A 26,331-nucleotide genomic window follows, 5' to 3' on the forward strand; every position below is an offset into this window, starting at 1 on the left:
AGCGCCCGGCGTCCGAAGGGACCAACAGCATGACCACGATCCTGGTGACCGGCGGTACCGGAACACTCGGCCGGCTCGTCAGCGAACGGCTGCGCGCGGACGGGCACGAGGTGCGGGTGCTCAGCAGGAGTGCCCAGCCGTATGCCGTCGATCTTCGCAAGGGTGGCCCGGGCCTGGACGTGGCGCTGCAGGGCGTGGACACGATCGTGCACTGCGCGAGTTCGCAGGGCGGCGGCGACGAGAAGGCGGCGGCGCATCTGATCGCGGCGGCGCGCAGGGCCGAGGTACGGCACCTGGTCTACATCTCGATCGTCGGCGTCGACCGGGTGCCGTACGGCTACTACAGGTCCAAGCTCGCCGTCGAGAAGTTGATCGAGGAGTCGGGACTCAACTGGACCGTGCTGCGCGCGACCCAGTTCCACGACCTGCTGGTGAGGGTGCTCGGCATGCTGTCCAAGCTGCCCGTGCTGCTGCTGCCGGCCCGCGTGAAGGACCAGCCCATCGAGGTGGCGGAGGTCGCGGACCGCCTCGCCGAACTGGCCCTCGCCGAACCGGCCGGCCGGGTCGAGGACATGGGCGGCCCCGAGGTACGGACCTTCGACTCCCTGGCCCGCGCCTACCTGAAGGCGACGGGCCGGAAGCGGGCGGTGGTGAACCTGCCGCTGTGGGGCAAGGGGTACGAGGGGTTCCGCTCGGGCGGACATCTGGCGCCGGGGCATGCGGTGGGTAAGGGGACGTTCGAGGAGTACTTGGAGCGGCAGTTCGGGGGCGGGTCGAGGGTCTGAGGACGGCTGCCTGGGCCGGCGGGCGCCTGATCTGGGCTTCTGGCGGGTGGGTCCGTCCGTCCCGGCGTGGGAAGCGAGTTTGATCGGCGGCCCGGTGTGGGCCGCCTGCTCGGCGCATGCCTCGGCACGGCCCTGTCCCCCCGGTGCCGAGGGACGGCGGGCCGCCGGCCAGGTCGGCCCTCAGCCACCGGCGCCGGCATCCTCGCCGGGGAGGGGCTGAGGCGGCCCGTACGGCCAGGCGCGTCAGCGGTCCGGCGGGGCGAACAGGTCGTCCTGGGCGGCGTCCCGCGCGGTGAGCAGCGCTCCGCGCAGGACGGCGCCGCCGCCCAGGCCGCTGGGTCGCACCACCGTTGCCAGCGGTGACATGCGCCGGACCCGCTCCTCCACCCGCGCGGCGAGCACCTCCCCACCGGCCTGCCCGACCTCCCCGCCCAGGACCACACAGCCGGGGTCGAGGATGGCGACGACGGAGGCCACACCCAGGGCGAGGCGGTCGGCCAGGGCGTCGAGGAAGTGGCCGGAATCGCCGGCAGCGTGCCCACCGACCAACGCCACCGCTTCCCTCACCACCCCCGCCGCCGCAGGCTCACGCACGGACGCCCCCTCGACGCTCACCCCGTGCGCCCCCGCCAGCTCCACGATCGCCGCCGACCCCGCGAGCGAGTGGAAGCCGCCCTCGCAGTCCACCGCCGACGGCGGCCCCGACGTGCCCGGCACCGGCAGGAATCCGATCTCGCCGGTACCGCCCGAGGCACCGCGGCGCAGCGCGCCGTCGAGGACAACCGCCGCGCCGGTGCCGTGGCCGAGCCACAGCAGGACGAAGGTGTCACGGTCCCGGGCCACCCCGTCGCGCTGTTCCGCGAGGGCGGCGAGGTTGGTCTCGTTCTCGACGTTGACGCGCGCCTCGGGGAGCCGTTCCTGGAGGGCTGCCACCAGGCGGCGGTGCCATTCGGGCAGGCCCGTGGAGTCACGCAGCTCACCGGTCGCCGGGTCGATCAGGCCCGGCGCGCCGATCCCGACCGTATGGAGCCGGTCCGCCCCCGCCTCCTTGGCGACCCGCTCCACCAGGGCCACCGCCTGCTCCACCGCGGGCCCCGTCCCCATGTGGCCGCCGATCGGCACCGACGCCTCGGCGAGCACGGCCCCGACCAGGTCGGAGACGACGACGGAGACCCCCTCGGTACGGACGTCCAGCGCCGCCAGATGGGCTCGGTCGGCGACGATGCCGTACAGCTTGGCGTTCGGGCCGCGCCGCTGTTCCCCGGCCTCGCCGACCACCGCGATCAGGCCGGCGTCGGTGAGGCGCTCGACGAGGTCGGCGACGGTCGGCCGGGACAGTCCGGTCAGTTGCTTCAACTGCCCTGCCGTCAACGGGCCGTCCTGCTGGAGCAGTCGCAGGGCGAGCCGGTCGTTGATGGCCCGGGCGGTGCTCGGGGATGCGGGCATGCCGGGATCCTTCCAGATCGGCGGGGCGTGGAGCGGACGGCAAGGGCCTGGGCCTGGGCCTGCGGCTTGGCCCCGGGGGCCGGGCCCGGGGGCGGTAAATTCTCTATCTATCAGGCAGGCTTCCTGATAGTTTACGGCGGCGCACGGCACGAAGCGAGAACCGGGAGGAGCCGGAGATGGGCGAAGTGGTCTACGACCTGCGCGAGGTGAAACGGGCCCGGTATGCCGTGGCGTCCGTCTTCGCCGTGCACGGCGCCGTCACCGGCTCGTTCGCGACACGCGTGCCATGGATCCAGGACCATGCCGGTGTCAGCGCGGGCCAGTTGGGGCTGGCGCTCGCCTTCCCCGCGCTCGGCGCCTCCGTCTCCATGCCGGTGGCGGGCAGCATCAGCCACCGCTTCGGGGCCCGCAACGCCCTGCGCGGACTGATCGCCCTGTGGACGCTCGCGCTCACCCTGCCCTCCCTCGCCCCCAACCTGCTGACCCTGTGCCTGGCCCTGTTCACTTTCGGCGCCACGGCGGGCATGGCGGACGTGGCGATGAACGCGCTCGGCGTCGAGGTCGAGAACCGCCTCGGGCGGTCGATCATGTCGGGGCTGCACGGCATGTGGAGCGCCGGCGCCCTGATCGGCTCGGCGGCCGGCACGCTCGCGGCCCACCTGGGCTCGGACGCCCGGATGCACCACGCACTCGCCGCGGTGACCCTCACCTGCCTCGGCATCCTGGCCTGCCGGTGGGTGCTCGACTTGCAGCCCGCCGAGGACGAGGAGCCACCGCCCCGGTTCGCGCTGCCGCCCCGCTCGGCGCTGCTCATCGGCGCGGTCGGGTTCTGCGCGGTCTTCGCGGAGGGGGCGAGCCTGGACTGGTCGGCGGTCTATCTGCGGGACCAGCTGGACACCTCGGCCGGCCTCGCGGCGGGCTGCACGACCGGCTTCACGCTGACCATGGCGCTCGCCCGGCTGGCCGGCGACAGGGTGGTCGACCGCTACGGCGCCGTGCGCACGGTCCGCTCCGGCGGCGTCCTCGCCACGCTCGGCGGCCTGCTCATCGTCGTGTCGGACAGTCCGGCTCTGGCGATGACCGGGTTCGCGCTGCTGGGACTGGGCATCGCCGTGGTCGTACCGCTGTGCTTCGCGGCCGCCGGCCGCAGCGGCAGCAACCCCTCGCTGGCCATCGCGGGCGTCGCGACGATCACGTACACCTCGGGTCTGGTCGCACCGAGCGCGATCGGCGGGATCGCCCAGGCCACCAGCCTGATGGTGTCCTTCTGCCTGGTCACCGTGCTGTCCTCCGGGCTGGTCGTCTTCGCGCGCGTCCTGCGCGCGGGGGACCGCGACCGCCCGAAGATCAGCCGCCCGGACGCGGCGGTTCCCGACCCGCGCCCGTGAACTCCTCACGAGAAGGGTCTGCCCTGATCAGCCCCGGTCGGAGCCAGCTCTGACGTCCCTGACAATGGTCCGGTCACCCGCACGCACGACGAAAGCGAAACCGCACCATGGATCTCGGCGTCCGCTGGAAACTGCACGGCGACGGACGCACTCCGGCGCCCGGAGCGGTGGTCCGCCCCGACGAGCGGCTCTCCTGGCCCCGCACCGTCGGGCTCGGCGCCCAGCATGTGGTGGCCATGTTCGGCGCGTCCTTCGTGGCGCCGGTGTTGATGGGGCTCGACCCCAACCTGGCGATCATGATGTCCGGCGTGGCGACGGTCATCTTCCTGCTCGCCACCCGCGGCCGGGTGCCCAGCTACCTCGGCTGCTCCCTCTCCTTCGTCGGCGTCGCGGCGGTCATCCGGGCCGACGGCGGTTCGAGCGCGACCGTCACCGGCGCGGTCCTCGTCGTCGGTGCCGTGCTGTTCCTGATCGGTCTCGCCGTACGGCGCTTCGGTGCGCGGATCATCCACGCCACGATGCCGCCGATCGTCACCGGCGCGGTGGTCATGCTCATCGGCTTCAACCTCGCCCCGGTGACCGCCTCGACGTACTGGCCGCAGGACCAGTGGACGGCGCTGCTGGTGATGCTGTTCACCGGTCTGGCGGTGGTCTGCCTGCGCGGTTTCTGGTCCCGGATCGCGATCTTCCTGGGCCTGGTCTTCGGCTACGGCATCTCCTGGGCCTTCGACCGGATCTTCGGCAGGATCCACTCGGCCGACGCGAGCGGCAAGGTCACCGACCACTGGCGGCTCGACCTCTCCGGGGTCGCCAAGGCCGACTGGATCGGCCTGCCCGATCTGCACGGCCCGTCCTTCCAGTGGTCGGCGATCCTCGTGGCGCTGCCCGTCGTGATCGCGCTGGTCGCCGAGAACGCCGGGCACGTCAAGGCGGTCGGCGAGATGACCGGCGACAACCTGGACGACAAGCTGGGCACCGCGATCTCCGCGGACGGCGCCGCCTCGGTGCTCTCCACGGCGGTGGGCGGCCCGCCCAACACCACGTACTCCGAGAACATCGGCGTGATGGCCGCGACCCGCGTCTACTCCACCGCCGCCTACTGGGCCGCCGCCGGCTTCGCGCTGCTCTTCGGGGTCTGCCCCAAGTTCGGCGCGGTGGTCGCCGCCATCCCGGGCGGCGTCCTCGGCGGCATCACCGTCATCCTCTACGGCATGATCGGCCTGCTCGGCGCGCAGATCTGGATCAACGCCAAGGTGGACCTGCGCAATCCGCTGAACCTGGTGCCGGCCGCGGCGGGCATCATCATCGGCGTCGGCAACGTCACCCTGGAGTTCACCGACACCTTCGAGCTGAGCGGCATCGCGCTGGGCACGCTGGTGGTCATCACCGGCTACCACGCGCTGCGGGCGTTCGCCCCGGCCCACCTCAAGACCCAGCACCCGCTGCTCGACGAGGGCACGTCCTCCTACGACGCGGAGAGCGAGAGCGACACCGGCGAGGGGTCTCAGCGCGCCAAGTCATAGGCGTACGACGCGGTGAACGTCCCGGGCCTGCCCTTGCACCCGTCCGACTCCCCCGGCAGCTTCACCCACAGATAGGCGTCGATCCGCGCCTCGCCGGTGCTGAGCGTCGGCGCCCGGCCCAGCCTGCGGCCGGCGGGGTCGCACCACTCCCCGTCGGCCGGAGCTCCGGCACCGTTGCGGCTGGTGTCGATGACGGCGCCCAGGCTCGCGGGGCCGTCGAGGGCGTCGAGGACCTGTCGGTCGTAGGCGATCTCGTCGGTCGTGCCCTGGAAGTTGGAGACGTTGCTGAAGAGGCCGTCGGAGGACGCGGCGGAGGCGGCGCCGGCCTGCTTCAGCCACCCGGCCTGCTTGCCGGGCGCGTTCCAGCCGGAGTGCCCGGCGTCGTAGTAGACGCGCGCCCTGGGGTTCGCCGCTTTGAAGGCACGGCCCGCGCGGGCCAACGAGGCGAAGCGGTCGGCGCGTTCACCGGCGGAGAGGCACTCGGACTGGGCGACGGAGTCGGGCTCCAGGATGACGATGACGTCGCCGGAGCCCAGTCCCGCGGCGAACCTGTCGATCCAGGCGTCGTAGGCGTCGAGGTCGGGCGCCCCGCCCTCGGAGTACCCTCCGCAGTCACGGCCAGGGATGGCGTAGGGCACCACCACCGGCACCCGCCCCAGCGCGGACCCGCCCGAAGTGACCGCGCGGACCCGGGCGGTGATGGTGTCCGGCGTGAAGTCGGCGAACCACACCGCGGCCGGCTGGGCGGCGATCCGGGAGGCGATGACGGCGTGGCGCGGGTCTCCGGCGTTGTCGCGGACCCAGTCGAGGACCTGGGAGTCGGGGTGGCGGTAGAGGCGGGCGGACACCACGGCGGGCTGCTGCTTCCTCTCGGTCCTGGTTGGCGAGGGCGTGGAGCTCCTGGGGGCGGGCTTCTTCTTCGGTGTCGGTGAAGCGGACGTCGGCGAAGGGGAATTCGTCAGCGACGGGGAGGGCGAGGGCACGAGCGGCAGGGGCTCCAGGCTCGGCGAGCGGGTCACCTCGGGCGTCCTGGCCTGGTCGGAACGCCCTCTGTCGTCGAGCGCGGACATCATGCCGGTCACCGTGCCGACGGCGACCACGACCGAGGCCGCCACGACCATGGCATGGCGCCGGGCCGCCCTCCTGCGCTCGGACCTGCGTGCGGCCAGTCGCTGGGCACGTAAGCCTGGCACCCTCCCGCTCCCCCTCCGCCACAGCGAGCGCGTTCCCCCGTTCTGGGGAAGCGCCGGGCCCGCCGACACTCCCGTCAGCCTAAAGCTGGGACTCTGCCCCCATGGCGCAATGCGAACAATTCACCACGCCCGTGGACGCGGTCATCTCTGGTATGCGCGCCCTGGAAGCGACCCTGCCCGAACGGGACGGAGTCGCGGTCTTCAACCGCGTCTACCTCGCCGTCACGGAGGCGGTGGACGGGCATATCGACGGCGGTCGGTTCACCGACGCGCGGGCCGCGATCACGCTGGACGTGCGGTTCGCGGAGCGGTATCTCGCGGCGGTGGACAGGGCCGAGCGGGAGGGGCGTCCGCCCGCGTGCTGGCGGCCGCTTTTCCAGATGCGCCGGCATCCCGGCGTACGCCCGTTGCAGTTCGCGCTCGCCGGTATCAATGCGCACATCGGCCACGATCTGACGCTCGCCGTGGTGGACGCCTGTCGTAGCCTCGGCTGCGAACCGGCCGAGCTGGAGGACGAGTTCGACCGGGTGGGTGATCTCCTCGTCTCGCTGGAGGAGCGCATCCGCGAAGAGCTGATGCCGGGTCCCGACCTGCTCCAGATCGCGGACCCGCTCACCCATCTGCTCGGCTCCTGGAGCCTGGAGCGGGCCCGGGACGCCACCTGGTCGGCGGCGCGGGCGCTGTGGGCGCTGCGCCGGCTCCCGGACCTCGCCGGGGAGTTCACCGAGCGGCTGGACGCGGCCGTGGGGTTCGCGGGACGCATGCTCCTCACGCCACTGCCGGACTGACCGGTCTTCGAGTGGCAGTTCCCCGTGCTCGCAGTACGTTGGCCGGTGGGGGGACACCGATCGTGAAGGAGTACCCAGTCATGGCCATCCGTCTCGGACTCGGTCTTCCCCAGCTCCGGCAGTACGACCTCGCCAAGGACGTGACGGACGTGGCCCGCACGGCCGAGCAGATCGGCTACGACAGCCTGTGGGTCTACGAGCGGCTGCTGGTCCCCGAGTCCCCCACCCAGGGTCTGTACGGCATCCCGGGCCTGCCCTGGCCGGACTGGTACCGCGGCATGGCCCATCCGCTGGTCACATTGACCCTGGCCGCGGCGGTGACCGAACGCGTCCGGCTGGGTTCGGGCATCCTGGTCGCGCCGCTGCACGGACCGTTCCAGCTGGCCAAGGCCCTGGCTTCGCTGGACGCGGCGAGCGGCGGACGGGTGGTCGCCGGTCTGGGCACGGGCTGGTCGACCGACGAGTTCGCCGCCGCGTCGGTGCGGCCGATCGAGGAGCGCGGCCGGGTGCTGGACGAGGTGATCGACGTCTGCCGGGCGGTGTGGGGCCCGGACCCGGTGTCCTACGAGGGCCGGATCACGAAGATCGACGCGGCCGTGGTGGGCCCCAAGCCCGTGCGGCCGATCCCGATCCTCGTGGCCGCGGGAGGCGGCAAGGCCCTGACGCGGGTCGTGGACCACGGCGACGGCTGGATCCCGGTCGCCATGGACGTGCAGGGGTATGCCGCGGCATGGCAGCAGATCCAGGACATCGCCGCCCGGCGCGGACGCACCATGCCGATCGAGCGGGTGCCACGGGTGAACGCCGTGTACTCGGCCAAGGCCTACGACGGTGACGACCGTCAGCCCTTCCAGGGCAGCGCCGACCAGATCGTGACGGACCTCGCGGCGTACGCCGAGGTCGGCGTGGACGAGGTCCTCCTCGACCTGCAGACCACTTTGCGGGACGGCCAGGAACTCAAGGACGTCGCCGCGGAGGTGTACCAGAAGGCGCGGGCCGCCGGGATCTGACCCTGGTCAGTCCTCAGGCAGCTCGACCGGCGCGATCTCGTCGTAGACGTCGCCCGGCCCGGGGTTGGAGCCGTCGGTCGCCCCGCCGAAGTGGTGCATGACGCCCCAGACCGCGTTCAGCGCGGTCTGGACGGCGCCCTCGGCCCAGCCGGCCGTCCAGGAGATGTCGTCGCCGGCGAGGAAGATGCCCCGCTTGTCCTCGGGCAGCCGGTCCTGCATGAAGTGCGTGAACAGGCGGCGCTGGTAGCGGTAGTGACCCGGCAGGTTGGCCTTGAACGCGCCCATGAAGTAGGGCTCGTTCTCCCAGGAGACGGTCACCGGGTTGCCGATGATGTGCTTCCGGATGTCGACCTTCGGGTAGATCTCGCCGAGCGACTTCAGCATGACCTCCATCCGCTCGCTCGCGGACAGCGGCAGCCACTTCAGGCTGTCGTCGCACCACGTGTAGGAGAGGCAGATGACGGCGGGCTTGTCCGGACCGTCGTCGAGCAGGTAGGTCCCGCGCGTCATGCGGTCCGTCAGCGTCATCGACATGACGTCCCGGCCGGTGTCCTCGTCCTTGTCCAGCCAGAACGGCCGGTCGACCGGCACGAAGAGCTTGCTGGACTCCATGTAGTGCGTGCGCTCGATCGCCGTCCAGTGGTCGATCGGGAAGAGCGAGTCGTCGCAGGCGATCTTCGACAGCAGCATCCAGGACTGCGCGGTGAAGATCGCCGCCTGGTAGGTGCGGATGTCGCCGTTCGCGTCCGTCACGGTGATCCGGTTGCCGGCGGTGCGGTGCAGCCGGGTCACGGCCGGGCGGGGCGCGCCGTTGTCGTGGAGCGCCGCGAGCGAGGTCCCGTAGGGCCAGTGGACGATCTTCTCCGGCTCGCGCTCCCACATGCGCAGCGGCAGCTGCTGCGAGCCGCCGACGATGCCGCGGTGGTGGTCGTCGGCCTCGGTGTAGACGACCCGCAGGATCTCCAGGATGGAGTTCGGGAAGTCGGTGTCCCAGCCGCCGGTGCCGAAGCCGACCTGGCCGAAGATCTCGCGGTGCCGGAAGGACTTGAAGGCCTCGGAGTCGCAGAGGAAGCCGTAGAAGGTCTGGTTGTCGAGCTTCTCGACGAGCTGCGCCCAGATCTCACGGATGCGCGGCACGTCCCGCTCGCGCATCGCGCGGTTCATGTCGGTGAAGTCGGCGCCCTCTTCGAGGCACTTGTTCCAGGCCGCGGCGACATCCCGGTAGACCTGCGGAAGGTCCTCGACCGTCTCGGCGTAGTGCGACTCGCCCTTGAGGTCGACGACGGTCGACGGGGTGGCCTCGGCGAGCGGGTTCGGGAAGGGGCTGGTCTGCAGGCCCACGAGGTCGATGTAGTGCTGGAGGGCCGTGGAGGACGGCGGGAAGCGCATCGCGCCCATCTCCGCCGTGAGGCCCTCGGTGCCGGCGCCGTCGAAGCCGACGGTGCGCAGCCGGCCGCCGATCTCGTCGGCCTCGTACACGACGGGCTTGAGGCCCATCTTCATCAGCTCGTACGCGGCCACGATGCCGGAGAGGCCGCCGCCGATGACCGCGACCTCGGTGCCGTGCTCGGTCGCGGGTATCTGGCCGAGCCCCGCCGGGTGGGCGAGGAAGTCGTCGTAGGCGTACGGGAAGTCCGGGCCGAACATGGTGATCGGCGGCTGCTGCTCGTCGGCGTGCTGGACGGCGTTGGGCACCGTGGACGTCATGGGGTACGGACTCCTTGCGACTGCGACTGCGAGGGGGAAGCGGGGGAGGTTCAGACGAGCGACCCGTAGAGGCCGGGGCGGCGGTCGGTCAGATACGGGTTCGCCTCGCGCGAGGCGGCGAGGAAGACGGGGTCGACGTCGGCGAGGACGAGCTCGTCACCGCGACCGGCACGGGTTCGGGCGACCCCGTCGGGGCCGGCGAGCGTGGAGAGGCCGACGAACTCGAACTCCGCTTCCCGGCCGACCCGGTTGACGTACGCGACGTACATCTGGTTCTCGAAGGCGCGCACCGGGATCATCGACTCGGCGACGAACTGGAACGGGTGCATCTGCGCGGTCGGCACGACGAGGAGGTCCGTGCCGGCGAGGGCATGGGCGCGGACGTTCTCCGGGAACTCGACGTCATAGCAGATCAGGAGCCCGACGCGGAGGCCGTCGAGCTCGGCCTGGACGACCTGCTGCTCGCCCGGCGTGAAGTGGTCGCGCTCGAAGCAGCCGAAGAGATGGGTCTTGCGGTAGTTGGCGAGGCGGGTGCCGTCGGCGGAGATCAACTGGGCGGAGTTGAAGACGGCGTCGCCGTCCCGCTCGGGGTAGCCGTAGACGACGGCCAGGCCGTGCCGGGTGGCGATCTCGGCGATCGCGTCCGCGCACTCGCCGTCGGCGGGCTCGGCGAGGCGGGCGATGTCGTCGCCGATCGCGTACCCGGTCAGGAACATCTCCGGCGTGACCAGCAGCCCGGCGCCAGCCGCGGCGGCGCGGCCCGCGGCCTCGTCGAGGACCTTGAGGTTCTCGACGGTCGAGCCGGGGCGGCCGGAGCTCTGGAGCAGGGCGGAGCGCATGCGTGTTCCTCACCGGGCGGAAGGGGGTTGAGGGCCGTGTAGGGGCCATGTAGACGGTACGGGCGGCCGGCAGGGGCGGACAAGAAGGAGCCGTTGCGCGCCGGTGAGCGGTTTGTTGCGTGCACTGACAGGTCGTCGGCGATTCGTTGCGTGAACCCCGGTCGTAGTCCCGCTCCTCCTGGCAGCGCAGGTCCCACCGGCCTCCCCCGCCGGACGGCGGAGAGCGGGTTGCGCCCCGGGCGCGATGTGCCGCGGGCGCGGGGCCGGGAGAGTGGGAGCCGTCCACTCGACCTGGCTTGACCTGCGGAAAGGACCACGATGAAGCACCGTGCCAAGATCGTTGTGCTGGGCTGCGCACTCCTGCTCACGGCCGGCGCCGGAGCCGCTGCCACCGCAACCGCGTCCGGCGACGCGCCGCGGCAGCGCGAGGCCGCCGCGCTGACCGGCACCGCCAAGCTGTACCGCTCGGCCGGGGACGACATCACGTTCTCGTTCGACGCGCACCTGGCGGCGAAGGACACGGCCGACCCGACGAAGGCCACCGGCACCTTCGAGTTCAGCCACTACCTGAACGGCGAGGGCGCCCGGGCGAAGGCGAAGGTCGACTGTCTGCTGACCGGCGGGAAGGTGGCCGTCGTCTCCGGGGTCATCACCTCCTCCGATCTGCCCGGCGCCAAGGGCAAGCGGGTCGGCGTCACCGTCCACGACGCCGGCCGCCACGACCGGCTCGGCTACAGCTGGGCCTCCACGGGCAACCCCGTCGAGACGAAGGAGCTGCCCAAGTGCGTGAGCTCCGCCCCCTTCGAGAAGGTCAAGAACGGGACGGGCGACTTCACGGTCGTGCCGTGGAAGCCCGACTTCTAGCCAGCGCCGGCGCCGTCACCAGGTAGGGAACCGCGAGCACAGCGAAGACCGTGCTGTGCGCGGCGCCCGTGCCGAGCAGCGCGTACACACCGAAGGTGGCGACCGTGGCGAGCTCCGTGCCGAGGTTCGCGACGGAGGTGAGGGTGGCCCGGCGGGACTCGTCGATCCGGTGCTGGAGGCGGACGTCGGCGAGCACCTCCGCCAGCTGGAACCCGGCGAAGGCGAGGCTCAGCAGGGCGATACCGGCCAGTGAGCGGGCCGCGGCGCCGACGGCAAGGGCGAGCGCCGCACCCGCGAGCAGCGCCGCGAGCCCTCTCGTGCCGAGGCGTTCGGCCGGTCCGGTCAGGAGGCTGCCGGCGGTGACGCCCGCCCAGATCAGCATGATCAGGTAGGGCACGGTCGCCTCGGCGAAGCCGATCTCCCGGACCAGCAGCGGGGTGTACTCGTCGAGCGCGCCCCACACCGCGGCCACCGCCGGGATCAGCAGCAGGGCGCCACGCACCGCACGGTCCTTGCGGACCTCGGCGAGTCCGGTCCGCAGGGTCGTCGCCCAGCTGTCGCCCCCGGTCTCCGGCCGAACCCGGTGCTCCGGGAACCGGGTCGCGATGAGCGCGGTCAGGACACAGGCGACGAAGCTCGCGGCACCGACGGCCGCGTAGCCGCCGTGGGCGAAGACGGGCCCCGCGAGGCCGATGGAGGCGACGGTGCCCATCAGCCGCGCGGCCCGGGATCGGCCCATGACCCGCGCATACCGGTCGGCGGCGCCGAGCCGGTCCAGCTCGTCGTACACCAGCGCCTCCAGCGCACCGGAGCCGAGCGCTCCGCCGGCGCCCCACAGAACGAAGCCGGCCGCGAAGGCCCAGTACGACGGGACGGCCACCCACAGCCCGAAGCCGAGGGCCGTGAGCAGCGGGCCGATCCACAGCAGCCGGCGCCGCGAGACGGCGTCGGCCCAGGCGCCGGAGGGGACCTCCAGCACGACGCCGGTGATCGACCACAGGGCGAACAGGGAGGAGATCTGCCAGAGCGACATACCGGTGTCGGCGAACAGCAGCGCGTACACCGGGTAGAACAGGACGAAGTCGTCCAGGAACGAGTAGCCGTACAGCGTGGCCGTCAGGCGGCGGACGCCGGTGCCGGGCACGCGCGCAGGTGAGAGTGTCATGAGGCCTTCCCGCAGGGACAGTTCGGACGCCGGGGGTACGGCGGCCGAGGTGGCCCTCGGGAGGCACGGCTGGTGGATCAATGTCGCCAGGTCATGGCATCGATGGTAAGCCGATCCGGCTCACTCGTGCAGGGAGTATGCGGCGCCCTCGGAGGAGGCGGCGGGCAGCGCGAAGGTGGTGATGACGGCTGCGTGGTCGGACGGCCACTCGTTGTGCTCGACGTCCGGCCAGGGGCGCGGGTGGCCGCTGACGCAGGTCTCGGAGCCGAGCACGCGCAGGCCACGGTGGAGGACGAAGTCGATCCGGTCCTGCGGCTCAGGGCGCCCGCTGCCGTCCTCGTGCACGGGGTGGATCGGCGACCAGGTGTGGCCGGGGTGGGCCCTCGGGTCGGGGTGGGCCTCGCGGTAGGAGTCCCGCAGCCCCGCCTCCTCGGCCGCCTTGGTCACCGGCCATTCCACGTCCGGCCGGTCCAGGTGGGAGGGGCTGTTGAAGTCGCCGACGAGGACGACCGGCGCGGCGGGGCCGGCCGTCTCGTCGATCCGGCGCAGGGTGTCCCGCATCTGGTCGAGCCGAACCTCCTCGTGGGCGATCAGGTCGGCGGCCGGCAGCCCGTCGAACGCGGACTCGTACGGCCCGTACGGCGTGTAGTCCAGGTGGGCCGTCCAGACGTCGACCTCCTCGCCTCCCAATCGGACACGAACCCCGGCGGCCCCGTAGAACCCGACGTCGGGGTCGCCGAGCGGGGCCGTGACGGGGTACCGGCTGATGATCCCGAGGTTCTCCCCGGCGCCGTGGTGGTACCAGCCGAGTGCCTCGGCGAGTTCTTCGGCGGCGGTGCCGTACGTCTCCTGGAGCCCGACCACGTCCACGTCGGTCTCGGCGATGACCTTGAGCTGCTTGGCACGGTGGTCATGGACCTTGGTGCCGCCGTGCCAGAGGTTCCAGCTCATGACGCGGAGCCGGTACGGCAGCAGGGCGCGCAGCCGCTGCGGGGTGACGCCCGTCAGGCCGTCCAGGACGGTCCGGCCGGGCCCCGCGTCGATCGGGGCGAGCGAGGGCACCGCGAGGACCGTGCAGCCCGCGGCCTCGGCGGAGGCGACGCCCGTCTCGGTGTCCTCGACGGCCACGCAGGCCGCCGGATCGACGTCGAGGAGGCGGCAGGCGGCGAGGTAGGGGTCGGGGGCGGGCTTGGTGCGGTCGGTGTCGTCAGCGGTGACGGAGACGGCGAAGCGGTCGGCGCCGAGGGCTTCGAGGACGGTGTCGGCGACAGCTCTCGGGGACGCGGTCACCAGAGCCGTCAGTACGCCCTCGCGGGCGAGCGCGTCGAGCAGGTCGAGCGCGCCCGGTCGGGGCACGATGCCGGCGCGGACGCGATCCGCGAACTCCCGGTGCAGCACCTCGGCGAGCGTGTCCGCCGGGGTGCCGGTGACACCGGACAGCCAGTCGGCGGTATGTTCGACGGCCCGGCCGAGCACCTGCGGCTCGTCCGCCTCGGTCAGGGCCCGGCCGGCCACCTGCTCCACCGCCTCCCACCACAGCCGCTCGGTGTCGACGAGCGTGCCGTCCATGTCGAACAAGACGGCCTGGAGCGGGAGTCGGGTCACGGTTGTCTCTTTCATGCGTGGGGGGATCAGCAGGTAGTACGGAAGTCAGCGGCTGCGTTCGGCCACCAGCACCGGCCGCTCCGGCAGCGACACGCTGACCGCGGCGCCGGCGCCGAGCGCGGCCGTCTCGTGCGCGGGCAGGTCGGCCTTGACCTCGGTGCCGTCGGCGAGCCGTACGGTCAGCCGGGTGGTCGCGCCGAGGAACGCCGTGGCGACCACGCGTGCGTCGGCCGCGTCGTCGGCGCGCACCGTCACCGCTTCGGGCCGCACCAGCACGTCGACGTCGGACACCGAGGGTGCGTCGCCGTCGACCGGCAGTCGCCGGCCCAGCACCTCGACGCCGTCCTCGACGAGCCGGCCCGGAATGCGGCTCATCGTGCCGACGAACTCGGCGACGAAGGCGGTGGCGGGGCGGCCGTACAACTCGGCCGGAGCGGCGCACTGTTCGAGCCGTCCGGAGCGCATGACCGCGACCCGGTCGGCCATCGACAGGGCCTCCTCCTGGTCGTGGGTGACGAACAGGGTGGTGATGCCCAGCTCCCGCTGGAGCCGTCGGATCTCCTCGCGCAGCGTCAGCCGCACCTTGGCGTCGAGCGCCGACAGCGGCTCGTCGAGCAGCAGGACGCGCGGGCGCAGGGCGAGGGCCCTGGCCAGGGCGATGCGCTGCTGCTGGCCGCCGGAGAGCTGGTGCGGATAGCTCTCGCCCTTGTCGGCGAGGCCGACCAGCTCCAGCAACTCGGCGGCCCGGGCACGCCGTTCGGCGGTACGCACCTTGCGCATGCGCAGCCCGAACGCCACGTTGTCGAGGGCGCTCAGATGCGGGAAGAGGCTGTACGACTGGAAGACCATCCCGGCGTCCCGGCGATGCGCGGGGATACCGGTGACGTCCTCGCCGTCCACCAGCACCTGGCCGGAGTCGGGATGCTCGAACCCGGCGAGCATGCGCAGCGCCGTGGTCTTGCCGCAGCCGGACGGGCCGAGCAGGGCGAGGAGTTCACCCGGTCGCACGGTCAGGTCGAGTCCGTCGAGGGCGACGGTGGTTCCGAACTCCCGGCGCAGCCCCCGGAATTCGACGGTGGCGGCCTGCGCCGCTGCCTTTTCGGGCGCTGTCTTTTCAAGCACGGTCATGGTTCATCCCCGGGAGGTAGGACGGGTACGGCCGCCGAAGCCGGCGAGCACGAGGAGCAGCGCCCAGGTCACGAGCAGGCTGAGCACGGACACGGCGACGGACAGCTGGGCCTGCGAGCCGCTGACGTTCACGATCCACACCGCGAAGGGCTGGAAGCCGAGCAGCTGCGCCACGGTGAACTCGCCGAGCACCAGGGCGAGGGTGAGGAAGGAGGCGTTGAGCAGGGCGCCGCGCAGGTTGGGCAGGACGGCCTGCATCAGCGCCTGCGGCCAGCTCGCTCCGCAGCTGCGGGCGGCTTCCACGAGGGTGGGCACGTCGATGGCGCGCAGTCCGGCGTCCAGGGCCCGGTACACGAACGGCAGCGCCATCACGACGTAGGCGAGGACGAGCACGAACGGGAAGTCGGGGTTCTGGATCGCGACGAACGTCTGGAACAGCGGCGTCCGCGACAGGTGCTCGGGCCCCCACTTCAGCACCGTCCCGATCCCGGCGACGAACGCGATGGGTGGCACGACCAGCGGCAGCGAGCACACGATCTCGACGACGGACCGCAGCCGGGGCGCGCCGAGCCGCAGCGCGACCATGGCGGGCACCATCAGCAGCAGAACGACGGCGATGGTGGCGAGGGCCAGCTCAAGGGAGAGCAACAGGCTGGAGGTGAAGCCGTCGGTGGAGAAGATCTGGCCGTAGGCGTCGAAGGTGAGGCCCTGCCCGGGCACGTCGACCGTGAAGACCACCGACGCGGCGAGCGGCACCAGGAAGTACAGGCCGGCGAGGCCTAGCACGCCCCACCGCCACAGGTTCAGGCGAGCCATCGCGCGCTCCGTCGTTGCAGGGGCAGGTACACCGCCATGACCAGGCCGGCGACCAGAACCATGTCGAGGCTGAGGGCCAGCGCCACGTTCTCCTGGCCGACCAGCACGTTGCCGGAGAGGGCGTCGGCGATCTGGAGGGTGACCAGCGGGACGGAACTGCCCACCATCGCGGCGGCGGTGGCGTAGGCGGCGAAGGCGCTGCCGAAGAGCAGGACGAACCCGCCGAGGAGCGTGGGCAGCAGGACCGGCAGGGCCACATGGCGCCAGTACTGCACGGCCGTGGCGCCGTTGTTCTGCGCCGCCTCGCGCCACTGGGAGCGCAGGCCGTCCAGGGCCGGGGTGATGGTGAGGACCATCAGTGGGATCAGGAAGTACAGGTAGACGAGGACCAGGCCCCAGAAGCTGTAGAGGTCCCAGCCCTTGTCCGTCAGGCCCAGGTGGCGGGTCAGCACACCGGCGTTGCCGAGCGTGGCGACGAAGGCGAAGGCCAGCGGGACGCCGCCGAAGTTGGCGAGTACCCCGGACGCGGTGAGCACGGCCTCACGCAGGGCGCGGAAACGGGAGGTCACCACGGCCTGGGCGAGCGGCAGCCCGAGGAGGGCGCCGAGCGCGGCGGAGACGGCGGACAGCTTGACGCTGCCGAGCAGTGCCGTGAGGTACGCGCCCTGGAGCGAGGCGGTCAGGTTGTCGGCGCTGTACGAAGTCGCGCCGGTGGCGGGGTCCTTGACGGTGAAGGCGCCGTCCAGCATGGCCAGGGCGGGCAGTCCGAAGGCGAGCGCGGTGAAAACGAGCAGCGGGGCGACGGCGAGCGAGCCGCCCAGGGCACGGCTCCGCCGCTTGCGCGCAGCGGCGGGCGCCGTGCCGACCCGGGTGAGGGTGGTCGTCATCCGGAGACGGCCTTCGCCCAGCCCTGGCCGAGGACCGTCTTGGCCTTGTTCTGCTGCTCCTCGGTCGGGAAGGAGGGCGTGCCGGAGACCTCGGGCAGCTTGGCCGCGGCCGTCTTGTCGAGGGTGCCGGCCTTGTCCATGGCCGTCATCAGGGCCGGCCGGGCGTAGCCCTTGAGCCACAGGTTCTGGCCCTCGGCGCTGTAGAGGTACTCCTGCCACAGGCGGGCGGTCGCGGGGTGCGGGGCGTCCTTGTTGATCGCCTGGGAGTAGTACTGCGAGAACTGGCCGTCGCTCGGCACCGACACCTGCCAGTCGACGCCCTTGGACTTGAACTCCTCGGCGTATCCGGCGTTGAGGTAGTCCCAGTCGATGCTGATGGGCGTCTCGCCCTTCTCGACGGTGGCCGGGGTCGACTCGACGGGCGTGTAGTTGCCGTTCTTCTTCAGCTTGGCGAAGAAGTCCAGGCCGGGCTGGATGTCGTCGAAGGAGCCGCCGTTCGCGAGCGCCGCCGCGTACACGCCACCGAAGGCCGAGCCGGACTTGGTGGGGTTGCCGTTGAGGGCGACCTGGCCCTTGTACTGCGGCTTCAGCAGGTCGGCGAAGGTCTTCGGACACTCCTTGACGCGCTTGGCGTCGCACCCGATGGAGATGTAGCCGCCGTAGTCGTTGAACCAGCGGGCCTGCGCGTCCTTCTGGCCCTCGGGGATGTCGGCGAAGGCCTCCACCTTGTACGGCGCGAGCAGCCCCTGCTGGGCGGCGCTGATCGCGAAGGAGCTGCCGAGGTCGAGCACGTCCGGGGCGCGGTCCTGCCCCTTGCGCGACGTCACGGCGTTGATCTCGTCCTGGCTGGAGCCGTCGGGGTTCTCGACCGCGACCTTGATGCCGTACTTCTTCTCGAAGCCGTCGATGAGGGCGCCGTAGTTGGCCCAGTCACGGGGCAGCGCCATGGCGTGCAGCGTGCCCTCCTTCTTGGCCGCCTCGACCAGCTTGTCCATCCCGCCCAGGTCTGCGGCGGAGGTGGCGGTGGCGGCGCTCTTGCCGTCGGCGGAGGTGGACGCGTTGTCGGGGGCGGCGCCACAGGCGCTCAGGGCGAGCACGGCGACGACGGCGAGTGCACCGCCGAGAGCGGCGTTTCTCGGCAGGGAAACGGACACGGGTTCTCCAGGGGACGCGCGAGATTGCAGGAGGATCTTGTCCAGGAAAGGGCTCGAACTTGTCTGAACAAGTTGGCCCCAGTAGGCCCGCCGATGGTGACACGTTCATGAACACTGGCGAAAGCCTCTGCCCTGAATTCGTGCACACTCTCCACTGACACGGAGCGCCGGACGGTCTCGATTAGGCTGGTCACGCTGTGCACAGCAACGGACTCAGAGGGGAAGCATGACGGCGCGACACGAGGAGATCGCAGCCGAGCTGCGTCGGGCGATCGACCGCGAGGAGTACACGGTCGGCTCGCTGCTGCCCGCCGAGACGGATCTCGCGGCCCAGTACGGCGTCTCGCGCGGGACGGTCCGGCAGGCCGTCGCGGCACTGAACGCCGAGGGCCTCATCGGCTCACGCCAGGGCGCCCGCCGGGTGGTCCTGGCCAGCCGCCGCAGCCAGAGCTTCGCCGAACTGCGCAGCTTCGCCCAGTGGGCGCACGCGATGGGGCGGGAGGCGACCGGCCACGTGGTCGCGCAGGAACACCGACCCGCGACGAAGGAGGACGCCGTACGCCTCCAACTGAGCCCCGGAACCCCGGTGTTGCACGTCCTGCGGATGCGCGGCCTGGACGGCGAACCGGTCCTGCTGGAGCGCACGGTCTACGCCGACTGGATCGCCCCGGCCGTCGAGGCCATAGAGCCCGACTGCCCCTCCGTCACCCAACGCCTGTACGACGACACGGGGTTGGTCTTCGCCTACGGCGAGCACGTCATCGACGCGGTGTCAGCGGGCGCCCAGGACGCCGAGTTGCTGGGCATCCGCCGTACGAGCCCCTTGCTCCGGGTCCGCCGCGTGACGACGACCCGCGAGGGCCGCCCGGTGGAGTGGTCGGACGACCGCTACCGCTCGGACGCAGTGAGCTTCAGCGTGCACAACTCGATCGACAACAACGCCCTGGCGAGGAAGACGGCCGACTGACGCCCTCCGCCGTGCGGCTATGCGGGTCCGCCTGCCGGAGGAGGCCGCCGCGTGGCGGGCGGGCGAGAATTCCCCCATGGACGCCACCGAGATCCACGCACTGCCGTTCGTGGACGAGCACACGACGACCGTCGAGGCGAACGCCGACGCCGTCTGGCGCGACCTGACCGCCCGGATGGACGGCGCCCGAGGATTCCGGGTGGCAGTGTCGACCCCGGGCCGGGAGTTGGCCCTGGTCGGCCATCACCCCTTCTCGAGATACGCGCTGATCTTCCACTTGGACGAGACGGAGCAGGGCCACACACACCTGCGGGCCGAGACACGGGCCAGCTTCCCCGGCCCGGCGGGTGCGGTCTACCGACGCCTCGTCATAGGCACGGGCGCCCACGCACTGGTCGTACGGCACATGCTGACGAAGGTCCGCGAGAACGCCGCCTAAGGGGCGCGGTGAGTTGCGCGACAGGCCCCCACCCACCCGCACCCGGAAAACTACGTGGGCGACCCGGAAGAAAACCGCCGCAACAACGGCGACAGCACCAGCACAGACTTGGTCCGCTCCACGAACGGCTCCCCCGCGATCCGCTCAAGGACCCGCTCGAAGTGCCGCATGTCGGAGGCGAAGACCTGCACGACCGCATCCGCATCACCGGTGACCGTGGACGCCGCCACGACCTCCTGGTACCGCTCAAGCCCCCGCCGGATCGTCTCCGGCGAGGTGTTGTGCCGGCAGTAGATCTCGACGAACCCCTCGGTCTCCCAGCCGAGCGCCGCCGGATCCACCCGTACGGTGAATCCGGTGATCGCTCCGGTGGCGCGCAGCCGGTCCACGCGCCGTTTCACGGCGGGCGCGGACAGGCCGACCAGTTGCCCGATGTCCGCGTAGGAGCGGCGGGCATCCTCGGCGAGGGCGTGCACGATGCGTTCGTCGAGATCGTTCAGCACTGCTGGTGGTTCACTTCACTTCTGGTGTCGCAAGACGGGAACGGCGATAGCCGTACACGAAGTAGAACACGAGACCGGCCGCCATCCAGAACCCGAAGACCACCCAGGTCACGGTGTCCAGGCTGAACATGTTGTACGCGCAGAACAGAAAGCCCAGCACCGGCAGCACCGGCCCGAACGGCACCCTGAACGTGCGCTCGAGCTCCGGCCGCCGGTACCGCAGGATGATCACCGCGATGTTGACCAGCGCGAAGGCGAACAGCGTGCCGATGCTGGTCGCGTCGACGAGCTTGCCCAGCGGGATGAGGGCCGCGAGCGCACCGCAGAAGAGGGACACGATGACCGTGTTGATGCGAGGGGCGCCGGTCTTCTTGTGGACCTTGCCGAACACCTTCGGCACCAGGCCGTCACGGGACATCGCGAACAGGACACGGGTCTGACCGTAGAGCACGGTGAGCACGACGCTCGCGATGGAGATGACCGCGCCGAGCGCGAGCAGGGTGCCCCAGAAGGACTGGCCGCTGACGTCGTTCATGATCGCGGCCAGAGAGGCGCTGGAGCCCTCGAACTTGGTCCAGTTCCAGGCACCGACGGCGACACCCGCGACGAGCACGTACAGCGCGGTCACGATGATCAGCGACAGCATGATCGCCCGCGGCAGGTCCCGCTTGGGGTCCTTCGCCTCCTCGCCCGCGGTGGAGGCGGCGTCGAAGCCGATGTACGAGAAGAACAGCGTCGCACCCGCCGCGCTCACGCCCGCCATGCCGAGCGGCATGAAGTCCTCGTAGTTGCCGGACTTGAAGCCCATGAAGCCGACCGCGCAGAACAGCACCAGCGCGGCGATCTTGACGGCGACCATGATCGTGTTGGCCCGGGCGGACTCCCGGACGCCACCGAGCAGGAAGATCATCGCCAGCAGCACGACGATCAGGGCGGGCAGGTTGATGATCCCGCCCTCACCGGGCGCCGAGGACAGCACGGACGGGATGGTGACGCCTATCGTCCCGTCGAGCAGCTCGTTGAGGTACTCGCCCCAGCCGACGGCGACGGCGGCCACCGACACGCCGTACTCCAGCACCAGGCACCAGCCGCAGACCCACGCGACCAGCTCGCCCATCGTTGCGTACGCATACGAGTACGAGGAGCCCGCGACCGGGATGCTGCCCGCCAGCTCGGCGTACGACAGGGCCGAGAACAGCGCCGTGAGACCGGCGATCACGAAGGCCAGGGTGACCGCGGGACCGGCCTCCGGGACGGCGTCGCCGAGGACGACGAAAATGCCGGTGCCGAGGGTGGCACCGATGCTGATCATGGTCAGCTGCCACATGCCGAGGGAGCGCCGCAGGGACCCTCCCTCACCCTGGCCACCCTCCGCGACCAGGTGTTCCACGGGCTTGCGACGCATGAGGCGCGCGCCGACTCCGAGGGACGCGGGGGCGGCGGTCTGGCTTGGGTTCTGCGGGGGTGCGCCTTGATCGAGCACGCGCTGGGCTCCTTATCGCTGCCGGTCAGGGCGGCAGGGACCGGCGGCACCCCTTCGAGCAGGGACCCACCGAGCGGGGTCCCTGCCACGCCACGTACGAGGCGACAGCCTACGAGGATCGGCGTTGCTGGTGAAATGCAGCAACCTTGCGCATGCCCGCAAGATCATTGCGTTCCTCGGGGTGGGGTGGGTGTTCGTTGCGCGGCGGCTTTCGACCGTTGCGCAACGGTCCGATCAGCGCAGTTCCTTGATCAGGAAAGCGCAGGGGTCGACGCACTCGCGCAGGGCGCCGTCGACGTCCTCGTACGAGTAGCGGTCGAGGTAGTCGACCAGGGGCCGATAGCCGAGCCGGCCGTAAAGGGCGGCCGCGCGCGGGTTGTCGAGGCCGACACCGATACCGACGACCGGCAGGCCGCGTTCCCGGGCAAGGCCCTCGGCAGCGCGGATCAGCGCGGTGCCGATGCCGCGCGAGCGGAGCTCCTCGCGGACGCCGAGCCCGCCGATCTCGGGGCAGTCGGTCGTCACCTCGGGCGCGTCACAGCCGCTCCACCGCATCTCGGCGTGGCCCGCCGGCCGTCCCTCCAGCCAGGCCACGAGATACGTGCACGCCCCCGCCTCCTGCCGAGCGAATCGCCGGGCGTGGAACGAGGTGCGACCGGGCGAGCCCAGGTGCCGGTCGAGCAGGGCGACGTCGCCGGCCGTACAGACGGTGATCTCCATGCCGCGACAGTAGGACGCGCGCACGCCGAACGGCCCCCGGTTTTCCCGGCGAACGGGACAACGGGGGCCATGGGCAAGGGAGTTGGGGTCAGCTCCAGCTGGCGTGCAGCGGCTTGCCCTCCGCGTAACCCGCCGCGCTCTGGATGCCGACGACCGCCTTCTCGGCGAACTCCTCCAGGGAGCCCGCGCCGGCGTAGGTGCAGGACGACCGCACGCCCGCGATGATCGAGTCGATCAGGTCCTCCACGCCCGGCCGGGCCGGGTCGAGGAACATCCGCGAGGTGGAGATGCCCTCCTCGAACAGCGCCTTGCGGGCCCGGTCGTACGACGACTCGTCGGACGTACGGTTGGCCACGGCACGCGCGGAGGCCATGCCGAACGACTCCTTGTAGAGGCGGCCGTTCGCGTCCTGCTGGAGGTCGCCCGGCGACTCGAAGGTACCCGCGAACCAGGACCCGACCATCACGTTGGACGCACCGGCGGCCAGCGCCATGGCGACGTCACGCGGGTGCCGGACGCCACCGTCGGCCCAGACGTGCTTGCCGTACTTCTTCGCCTCGGCGGCGCACTCCAGGACCGCGGAGAACTGCGGCCGGCCGACGCCGGTCATCATCCGGGTCGTGCACATGGCGCCGGGGCCGACACCGACCTTGATGATGTCCGCGCCGGCCTCGATCAGGTCCCGCACACCCTCGGCGGCCACGATGTTGCCGGCCACGATCGGCACCTGCGGGTCGAGCGCCCGCACGGTCCGGATCGCGGCGATCATCGACTCCTGGTGGCCGTGCGCCGTGTCGATGACGAGCGTGTCGACGCCCGCGTCGAGCAGCTGCTTGGCCTTGCCCGCCACGTCGCCGTTGATTCCGACGGCGGCCGCTATGCGCAGCTTGCCGTCGGCGTCGACGGCCGGCGAGTACAGGGTGGCGCGCAAGGCGCCCTTGCGCGTGAGGATGCCCGCGAGACGGCCGTCCTTGTCGACGGCGGGGGCGTAGCGCCGGTTGTGGTGGTCGAGGGTGTTGAAGGCCTCGCGCGGGTCGAGGTCCGCGTCCAGGAGCAGCAGGTCCCGGGACATGACCACTTCGAGCTGCGTGAAGCGGTCCACGCCGGACAGGTCGGAGTCGGTGACCACGCCGATCGGCTTGAAGTCGTCGTCGACGACCACTCCGGCGTTGTGCGCGCGCTTGGGCAGCAGGGCCAGCGCGTCGGCGACGGTCTGGTGCGGGGCCAGCACGATCGGCGTGTCGAGGACGTGGTGCCGGCTCTTCACCCAGGAGACGACCTCGGTGACGACCTCGATCGGGATGTCCTGCGGGATGACCACCAGGCCGCCGCGCCGGGCCATCGTCTCGGCCATCCGGCGGCCGGCGATGGCGGTCATGTTGGCGACGACCAGCGGGATGGTGGTGCCCGTGCCGTCCGGGGAGCTGAGGTCCACGCCCTGCCGCGAGCCCACCGCGCTGCGGCTCGGGACCATGAAGACGTCGTCGTACGTCAGGTCGTACGCGGGCTGGATGTCATTGAGGAAACGCACGTGCTGCACATCCCAGTCGATCAGAGGTGGCCCCCGGACAGGTCAGCCAGGGGGAAGAGCACGTACTTCATTGTCCCATGCTGACCGGAATGCGATGCACGGTCACATCATCCAAGCAGGTCAGACACCCCCTAGGAGGATCCTCCAAGAGCGAGCACGACCGTGAGCGCCTGCGTCCGGTCCACCGCCTCGGAAAACACGTCCTGGGCGGTCTCCCACTCGTCGGGCCGCGCCTTCGCGTACGCCCGCCAGTTCCGTACGACGACCAGCAGCCCCAGCTCCACGGCGCCCTCCGGCCAGACGGTGTGGTCGGAGAGGGAGTCGGCGAGCGCGTCCCAGTTGCGGCCGAACCAGTCGGGCAGGTCCAGGGCACGGGCGCAGCGGTCCATCAGGCCGGCCTTGTCCGTGATCCCGTCGAGGTCCAGCGGGACCACGAGCTCCGTCATCTCAGTACCGCCAAGGTCGTAGTGATCGGATGAAGCGGATGAAGCGGATGAACGAAGGGGGCGGCCGTCGGGCCGCCCCCTTCCTGACCTACCGTCAGTGTCCGTCCGGATCGGTCCTGTTGAGCGTCGGCTTCGGCGACGGACCCGCCGTCAACAGGTAGTCCGCCGCCGACGTGTCCGTCACCAGGCTGGTGACGAGCCCGGAGCGCAGCACCGCGTCGATCGCCGGTCCCTTGCGCTGCCCGCCCGCGATCGCGACGACCTCCGGGATACGGCGGAGCTGGTCGGCCTTGACCGTGATGCACCGCTCCCCCAGGTCCCGTCCGACCCGGCGCCCCTCGGCGTCGAAGAGGTGCGCGGACATCTCGGCGGCGACGCCGAGCGAGGCGTAGTGGGCCCGCTCCTCGTCGCTGAGCATGTCGTGCACCGTCGAGATGCCCGGCTCCCAGGAGCCGATGGAGACGCAGGCGACCGTGACCTTGTCGAAGTACTCGAAGGCCCGGGCGATCCCGGTCTGGTGCCGCAGCGCCGCCGCGGTGGCCGCGTCCGGCAGCAGCATCGGCGCGTAGATGGGGTGGGCGTCGCCGCCGGACACCTGGGCGGCACGGCGCACCGCCTCGACCGAACCGCGCTCGGCGGTCCCGGCGTCGTACACGCCGGTCAACTGCACCACCGTGCACGGCGGCAGCCGGTCCAGGGCCGCGGCCATGTGGATGGTGGACCGGCCCCAGGCCAGGCCCAGCACATCCCCCTCGTTCACCAGCTCGCCGAGCAGGTCGGCGGCCACCTCTCCCAGGTTCTCGGGGTCGGGCGACTCCTCGGCCTCGGCCGGGGACTCGACCACGACGGCGTGCCTGAGGCCGTACCGGGCGCGCAGCGCGTCCGAGCGATCGGCGTCCAGCTCGGCCGGCACGCGGATTTCGATACGCACCAGATCCCGTTCGAGAGCGGTCTCCAGGACCCGGGCCACCTTGAAGCGGCTGACGCCGAACTCCTCGGCGATCTGGATCTTGGATTTGCCCTCGAGGTAGAAGCGGCGGGCCATGGCCGCCGCCTGCACCAGCTCAGCGGGTCCCATCCGCATGGCTGACCGGCCCGCCGACATACCCGACACGGCGATCTCCTCACTGCTGTTCACACTCTGGATTCGCCGTTCATCCTTGCAGATCCGGCGCTCTTGATCCGCCCTGATGGGCGCCGTTCACGTTCCCTTGGCTCAGTGGTCGCATGCCCAGGCCGCCGACTTCGTCACCGCCTCCGCCTGCGCGCGCAGCGCACGGACCGCCGCGGCCGGGTCGTCGGCCCCGTACACCGCCGAACCGGCGACGAAGACGTCCGCGCCCGCCTCCGCGCACCGCTCGATCGTCGAGGCCGAGACACCGCCGTCGACCTGGAGCCACAGGTCGAGGCCGTGCTTGCTGATCAACTCGCGGGTGCGGCGAATCTTCGGAAGCATGATGTCGAGAAACGCCTGACCACCGAAGCCCGGCTCGACCGTCATGATCAGCAGCATGTCGAGTTCGGGGAGCAGATCCTCGTACGGCTCGATGGGCGTCGCGGGCTTGAGCGCCATGGAGGCACGGGCGCCCTTGGCCCGGATCTCCCGGGCAAGCCGCACCGGAGCCGCGGCGGCCTCGACATGGAAGGTGACGGAGGAGGCCCCTGCTTCGACGTACTGGGGCGCCCACCGATCGGGGGCCTCGATCATCAGATGGCAGTCCAGCGGAGTGTCCGTCGCACGGGCCAGGGACTCTACGACCGGCACGCCGAGCGTGAGGTTCGGGACGAAATGGTTGTCCATGACGTCGACGTGGAGGAAGTCGGCTCCCTCGACCGCCTTCGCCTCGTCCGCGAGGCGGGCGAAGTCGGCGGACAGGATGCTGGGGTTGATCTGCGCGGCCATGACCCAAGACTGCCATGCCGGAGCACGAATGTTCGCGCCAG

25 protein-coding genes are annotated in these 26,331 nt (G+C 71.3%); 8 read left to right on the plus strand and 17 right to left on the minus strand.

Going from position 1 to position 26,331, the window contains the following annotated elements; translation table 11 throughout:
- The first annotated feature begins 29 nt into the window (after positions 1 to 29).
- Entirely contained in the window at positions 30 to 785 is a 756-nt protein-coding gene (locus ACZ7L5_RS22755) for an SDR family oxidoreductase (RefSeq protein ID WP_471518521.1), read from the plus strand.
- Between the two features lie 243 nt (positions 786 to 1,028).
- On the opposite strand, the gene ACZ7L5_RS22760 is transcribed toward ACZ7L5_RS22755, so the two are convergent.
- Positions 1,029 to 2,231: an ROK family transcriptional regulator gene (locus ACZ7L5_RS22760; protein ID WP_471518522.1), complete on the minus strand. Its 1,203-nt coding sequence runs from the start codon at positions 2,229 to 2,231 to the stop codon at positions 1,029 to 1,031.
- Between the two features lie 176 nt (positions 2,232 to 2,407).
- Here ACZ7L5_RS22760 and ACZ7L5_RS22765 point away from each other — a divergent pair, with 176 nt between their 5' ends.
- Entirely contained in the window at positions 2,408 to 3,619 is a 1,212-nt protein-coding gene (locus ACZ7L5_RS22765; protein ID WP_471518523.1) for an MFS transporter, read from the plus strand.
- 107 nt (positions 3,620 to 3,726) lie between these two features.
- Positions 3,727 to 5,142 carry a uracil-xanthine permease family protein gene (locus tag ACZ7L5_RS22770; RefSeq protein ID WP_471518524.1) on the plus strand — a complete coding sequence of 472 codons (1,416 nt, stop codon included), beginning with the start codon at positions 3,727 to 3,729 and terminating at the stop codon, positions 5,140 to 5,142.
- On the opposite strand, the gene ACZ7L5_RS22775 is transcribed toward ACZ7L5_RS22770, so the two are convergent.
- Positions 5,124 to 6,263 carry a glycoside hydrolase family 6 protein gene (locus ACZ7L5_RS22775; RefSeq protein ID WP_471518829.1) on the minus strand — a complete coding sequence of 380 codons (1,140 nt, stop codon included), beginning with the start codon at positions 6,261 to 6,263 and terminating at the stop codon, positions 5,124 to 5,126. The two genes, ACZ7L5_RS22770 and ACZ7L5_RS22775, sit on opposite strands and share 19 nt — an antisense overlap.
- Before the next feature lie 173 nt (positions 6,264 to 6,436).
- Between ACZ7L5_RS22775 and ACZ7L5_RS22780 the strand changes: the two genes are divergently transcribed.
- Entirely contained in the window at positions 6,437 to 7,123 is a 687-nt protein-coding gene (locus ACZ7L5_RS22780; protein WP_471518525.1) for a DUF5995 family protein, read from the plus strand.
- 80 nt (positions 7,124 to 7,203) lie between these two features.
- Positions 7,204 to 8,133 (plus strand): LLM class F420-dependent oxidoreductase, encoded by a 930-nt coding sequence (locus tag ACZ7L5_RS22785; RefSeq protein WP_471518526.1) that lies wholly within the window; start codon positions 7,204 to 7,206, stop codon positions 8,131 to 8,133.
- Between the two features lie 6 nt (positions 8,134 to 8,139).
- Here the strand turns inward: ACZ7L5_RS22785 and ACZ7L5_RS22790 are convergent, their stop codons facing one another.
- Complete coding sequence (locus ACZ7L5_RS22790) at positions 8,140 to 9,840, minus strand: flavin monoamine oxidase family protein (protein WP_471518527.1); 1,701 nt, start codon at positions 9,838 to 9,840, stop codon at positions 8,140 to 8,142.
- A gap of 50 nt (positions 9,841 to 9,890) precedes the next feature.
- Positions 9,891 to 10,679, minus strand: a complete 789-nt coding sequence (locus tag ACZ7L5_RS22795; protein WP_471518528.1) for a carbon-nitrogen hydrolase family protein — start codon at positions 10,677 to 10,679, stop codon at positions 9,891 to 9,893.
- Between the two features lie 318 nt (positions 10,680 to 10,997).
- Here ACZ7L5_RS22795 and ACZ7L5_RS22800 point away from each other — a divergent pair, with 318 nt between their 5' ends.
- The gene (locus tag ACZ7L5_RS22800) at positions 10,998 to 11,543 is read left to right on the plus strand and encodes a Repetin (RefSeq protein WP_471518529.1); all 546 of its coding nucleotides are present in this window, start codon (positions 10,998 to 11,000) and stop codon (positions 11,541 to 11,543) included.
- Here the strand turns inward: ACZ7L5_RS22800 and ACZ7L5_RS22805 are convergent.
- The 6 genes from ACZ7L5_RS22805 to ACZ7L5_RS22830 all read right to left on the minus strand — a co-directional run bounded on the left by ACZ7L5_RS22805 (position 11,512) and on the right by ACZ7L5_RS22830 (position 18,298).
- A complete protein-coding gene (locus ACZ7L5_RS22805; protein WP_471518530.1) occupies positions 11,512 to 12,708 on the minus strand; it encodes an MFS transporter in 1,197 nt (398 codons plus the stop codon). The genes ACZ7L5_RS22800 and ACZ7L5_RS22805 overlap by 32 nt on opposite strands.
- 120 nt (positions 12,709 to 12,828) lie before the next feature.
- Positions 12,829 to 14,313, minus strand: coding sequence for an HAD-IA family hydrolase (locus tag ACZ7L5_RS22810; protein ID WP_471518531.1), 1,485 nt, complete (start codon positions 14,311 to 14,313; stop codon positions 12,829 to 12,831).
- Positions 14,314 to 14,358: 45 nt separating this feature from the next.
- Complete coding sequence (locus tag ACZ7L5_RS22815; protein WP_471518532.1) at positions 14,359 to 15,441, minus strand: ABC transporter ATP-binding protein; 1,083 nt, start codon at positions 15,439 to 15,441, stop codon at positions 14,359 to 14,361.
- A gap of 3 nt (positions 15,442 to 15,444) precedes the next feature.
- Entirely contained in the window at positions 15,445 to 16,257 is an 813-nt protein-coding gene (locus tag ACZ7L5_RS22820; protein ID WP_471518533.1) for an ABC transporter permease, read from the minus strand.
- A complete protein-coding gene (locus ACZ7L5_RS22825; protein ID WP_471518534.1) occupies positions 16,245 to 17,144 on the minus strand; it encodes an ABC transporter permease in 900 nt (299 codons plus the stop codon). The genes ACZ7L5_RS22820 and ACZ7L5_RS22825 overlap by 13 nt, the downstream gene beginning before the upstream one ends.
- Positions 17,141 to 18,298 carry an ABC transporter substrate-binding protein gene (locus ACZ7L5_RS22830; RefSeq protein ID WP_471518535.1) on the minus strand — a complete coding sequence of 386 codons (1,158 nt, stop codon included), beginning with the start codon at positions 18,296 to 18,298 and terminating at the stop codon, positions 17,141 to 17,143. Before ACZ7L5_RS22830 ends, ACZ7L5_RS22825 begins: the two co-directional genes overlap by 4 nt.
- Positions 18,299 to 18,524: 226 nt before the next feature.
- On the opposite strand from ACZ7L5_RS22830, the gene ACZ7L5_RS22835 reads away from it, so the two are divergent.
- Together ACZ7L5_RS22835 and ACZ7L5_RS22840 are read left to right on the plus strand one after the other, a co-directional pair.
- Positions 18,525 to 19,265: a GntR family transcriptional regulator gene (locus ACZ7L5_RS22835; RefSeq protein WP_471518536.1), complete on the plus strand. Its 741-nt coding sequence runs from the start codon at positions 18,525 to 18,527 to the stop codon at positions 19,263 to 19,265.
- A 76-nt stretch (positions 19,266 to 19,341) separates the two neighbouring features.
- Complete coding sequence (locus ACZ7L5_RS22840) at positions 19,342 to 19,704, plus strand: hypothetical protein (RefSeq protein WP_471518537.1); 363 nt, start codon at positions 19,342 to 19,344, stop codon at positions 19,702 to 19,704.
- A gap of 50 nt (positions 19,705 to 19,754) precedes the next feature.
- Here the strand turns inward: ACZ7L5_RS22840 and ACZ7L5_RS22845 are convergent, their stop codons facing one another.
- The 7 genes from ACZ7L5_RS22845 to rpe all read right to left on the minus strand — a co-directional run bounded on the left by ACZ7L5_RS22845 (position 19,755) and on the right by rpe (position 26,290).
- The gene (locus tag ACZ7L5_RS22845; protein ID WP_155054451.1) at positions 19,755 to 20,207 is read right to left on the minus strand and encodes an Lrp/AsnC family transcriptional regulator; all 453 of its coding nucleotides are present in this window, start codon (positions 20,205 to 20,207) and stop codon (positions 19,755 to 19,757) included.
- 10 nt (positions 20,208 to 20,217) lie between these two features.
- Complete coding sequence (locus ACZ7L5_RS22850) at positions 20,218 to 21,690, minus strand: amino acid permease (RefSeq protein ID WP_471518538.1); 1,473 nt, start codon at positions 21,688 to 21,690, stop codon at positions 20,218 to 20,220.
- A 234-nt stretch (positions 21,691 to 21,924) separates the two neighbouring features.
- The gene (locus ACZ7L5_RS22855; RefSeq protein WP_471518539.1) at positions 21,925 to 22,410 is read right to left on the minus strand and encodes a GNAT family N-acetyltransferase; all 486 of its coding nucleotides are present in this window, start codon (positions 22,408 to 22,410) and stop codon (positions 21,925 to 21,927) included.
- Between the two features lie 88 nt (positions 22,411 to 22,498).
- Positions 22,499 to 23,941: a GuaB1 family IMP dehydrogenase-related protein gene (locus ACZ7L5_RS22860; RefSeq protein ID WP_471518540.1), complete on the minus strand. Its 1,443-nt coding sequence runs from the start codon at positions 23,939 to 23,941 to the stop codon at positions 22,499 to 22,501.
- Positions 23,942 to 24,072: 131 nt separating this feature from the next.
- On the minus strand, positions 24,073 to 24,387 hold the full coding sequence (locus tag ACZ7L5_RS22865) for a barstar family protein (protein ID WP_471518541.1): 315 nt from the start codon (positions 24,385 to 24,387) through the stop codon (positions 24,073 to 24,075).
- Between the two features lie 94 nt (positions 24,388 to 24,481).
- Positions 24,482 to 25,525 (minus strand): sugar-binding transcriptional regulator, encoded by a 1,044-nt coding sequence (locus ACZ7L5_RS22870; protein WP_328882914.1) that lies wholly within the window; start codon positions 25,523 to 25,525, stop codon positions 24,482 to 24,484.
- A gap of 78 nt (positions 25,526 to 25,603) precedes the next feature.
- A complete protein-coding gene (rpe, locus tag ACZ7L5_RS22875) occupies positions 25,604 to 26,290 on the minus strand; it encodes a ribulose-phosphate 3-epimerase (RefSeq protein ID WP_328882913.1) in 687 nt (228 codons plus the stop codon).
- Positions 26,291 to 26,331: the final 41 nt, after the last annotated feature.

The organism is Streptomyces sp. NPDC107528, assembly GCF_055639295.1.

Bases quoted from the DNA above. Each gene is read 5' to 3' on its own strand.
- ACZ7L5_RS22755 (WP_471518521.1), top strand. From the start codon at position 30: ATGACCACGATCCTGGTGACCGGCGGTACCGGAACACTCGGCCGGCTC.
- ACZ7L5_RS22760 (WP_471518522.1), bottom strand. From the start codon at position 2,231: ATGCCCGCATCCCCGAGCACCGCCCGGGCCATCAACGACCGGCTCGCC.
- ACZ7L5_RS22765 (WP_471518523.1), top strand. From the start codon at position 2,408: ATGGGCGAAGTGGTCTACGACCTGCGCGAGGTGAAACGGGCCCGGTAT.
- ACZ7L5_RS22770 (WP_471518524.1), top strand. From the start codon at position 3,727: ATGGATCTCGGCGTCCGCTGGAAACTGCACGGCGACGGACGCACTCCG.
- ACZ7L5_RS22775 (WP_471518829.1), bottom strand. From the start codon at position 6,263: ATGGTCGTGGCGGCCTCGGTCGTGGTCGCCGTCGGCACGGTGACCGGC.
- ACZ7L5_RS22780 (WP_471518525.1), top strand. From the start codon at position 6,437: ATGGCGCAATGCGAACAATTCACCACGCCCGTGGACGCGGTCATCTCT.
- ACZ7L5_RS22785 (WP_471518526.1), top strand. From the start codon at position 7,204: ATGGCCATCCGTCTCGGACTCGGTCTTCCCCAGCTCCGGCAGTACGAC.
- ACZ7L5_RS22790 (WP_471518527.1), bottom strand. From the start codon at position 9,840: ATGACGTCCACGGTGCCCAACGCCGTCCAGCACGCCGACGAGCAGCAG.
- ACZ7L5_RS22795 (WP_471518528.1), bottom strand. From the start codon at position 10,679: ATGCGCTCCGCCCTGCTCCAGAGCTCCGGCCGCCCCGGCTCGACCGTC.
- ACZ7L5_RS22800 (WP_471518529.1), top strand. From the start codon at position 10,998: ATGAAGCACCGTGCCAAGATCGTTGTGCTGGGCTGCGCACTCCTGCTC.
- ACZ7L5_RS22805 (WP_471518530.1), bottom strand. From the start codon at position 12,708: ATGACACTCTCACCTGCGCGCGTGCCCGGCACCGGCGTCCGCCGCCTG.
- ACZ7L5_RS22815 (WP_471518532.1), bottom strand. From the start codon at position 15,441: ATGACCGTGCTTGAAAAGACAGCGCCCGAAAAGGCAGCGGCGCAGGCC.
- ACZ7L5_RS22820 (WP_471518533.1), bottom strand. From the start codon at position 16,257: ATGGCTCGCCTGAACCTGTGGCGGTGGGGCGTGCTAGGCCTCGCCGGC.
- ACZ7L5_RS22825 (WP_471518534.1), bottom strand. From the start codon at position 17,144: ATGACGACCACCCTCACCCGGGTCGGCACGGCGCCCGCCGCTGCGCGC.
- ACZ7L5_RS22835 (WP_471518536.1), top strand. From the start codon at position 18,525: ATGACGGCGCGACACGAGGAGATCGCAGCCGAGCTGCGTCGGGCGATC.
- ACZ7L5_RS22840 (WP_471518537.1), top strand. From the start codon at position 19,342: ATGGACGCCACCGAGATCCACGCACTGCCGTTCGTGGACGAGCACACG.
- ACZ7L5_RS22855 (WP_471518539.1), bottom strand. From the start codon at position 22,410: ATGGAGATCACCGTCTGTACGGCCGGCGACGTCGCCCTGCTCGACCGG.
- ACZ7L5_RS22865 (WP_471518541.1), bottom strand. From the start codon at position 24,387: ATGACGGAGCTCGTGGTCCCGCTGGACCTCGACGGGATCACGGACAAG.
- rpe (WP_328882913.1), bottom strand. From the start codon at position 26,290: ATGGCCGCGCAGATCAACCCCAGCATCCTGTCCGCCGACTTCGCCCGC.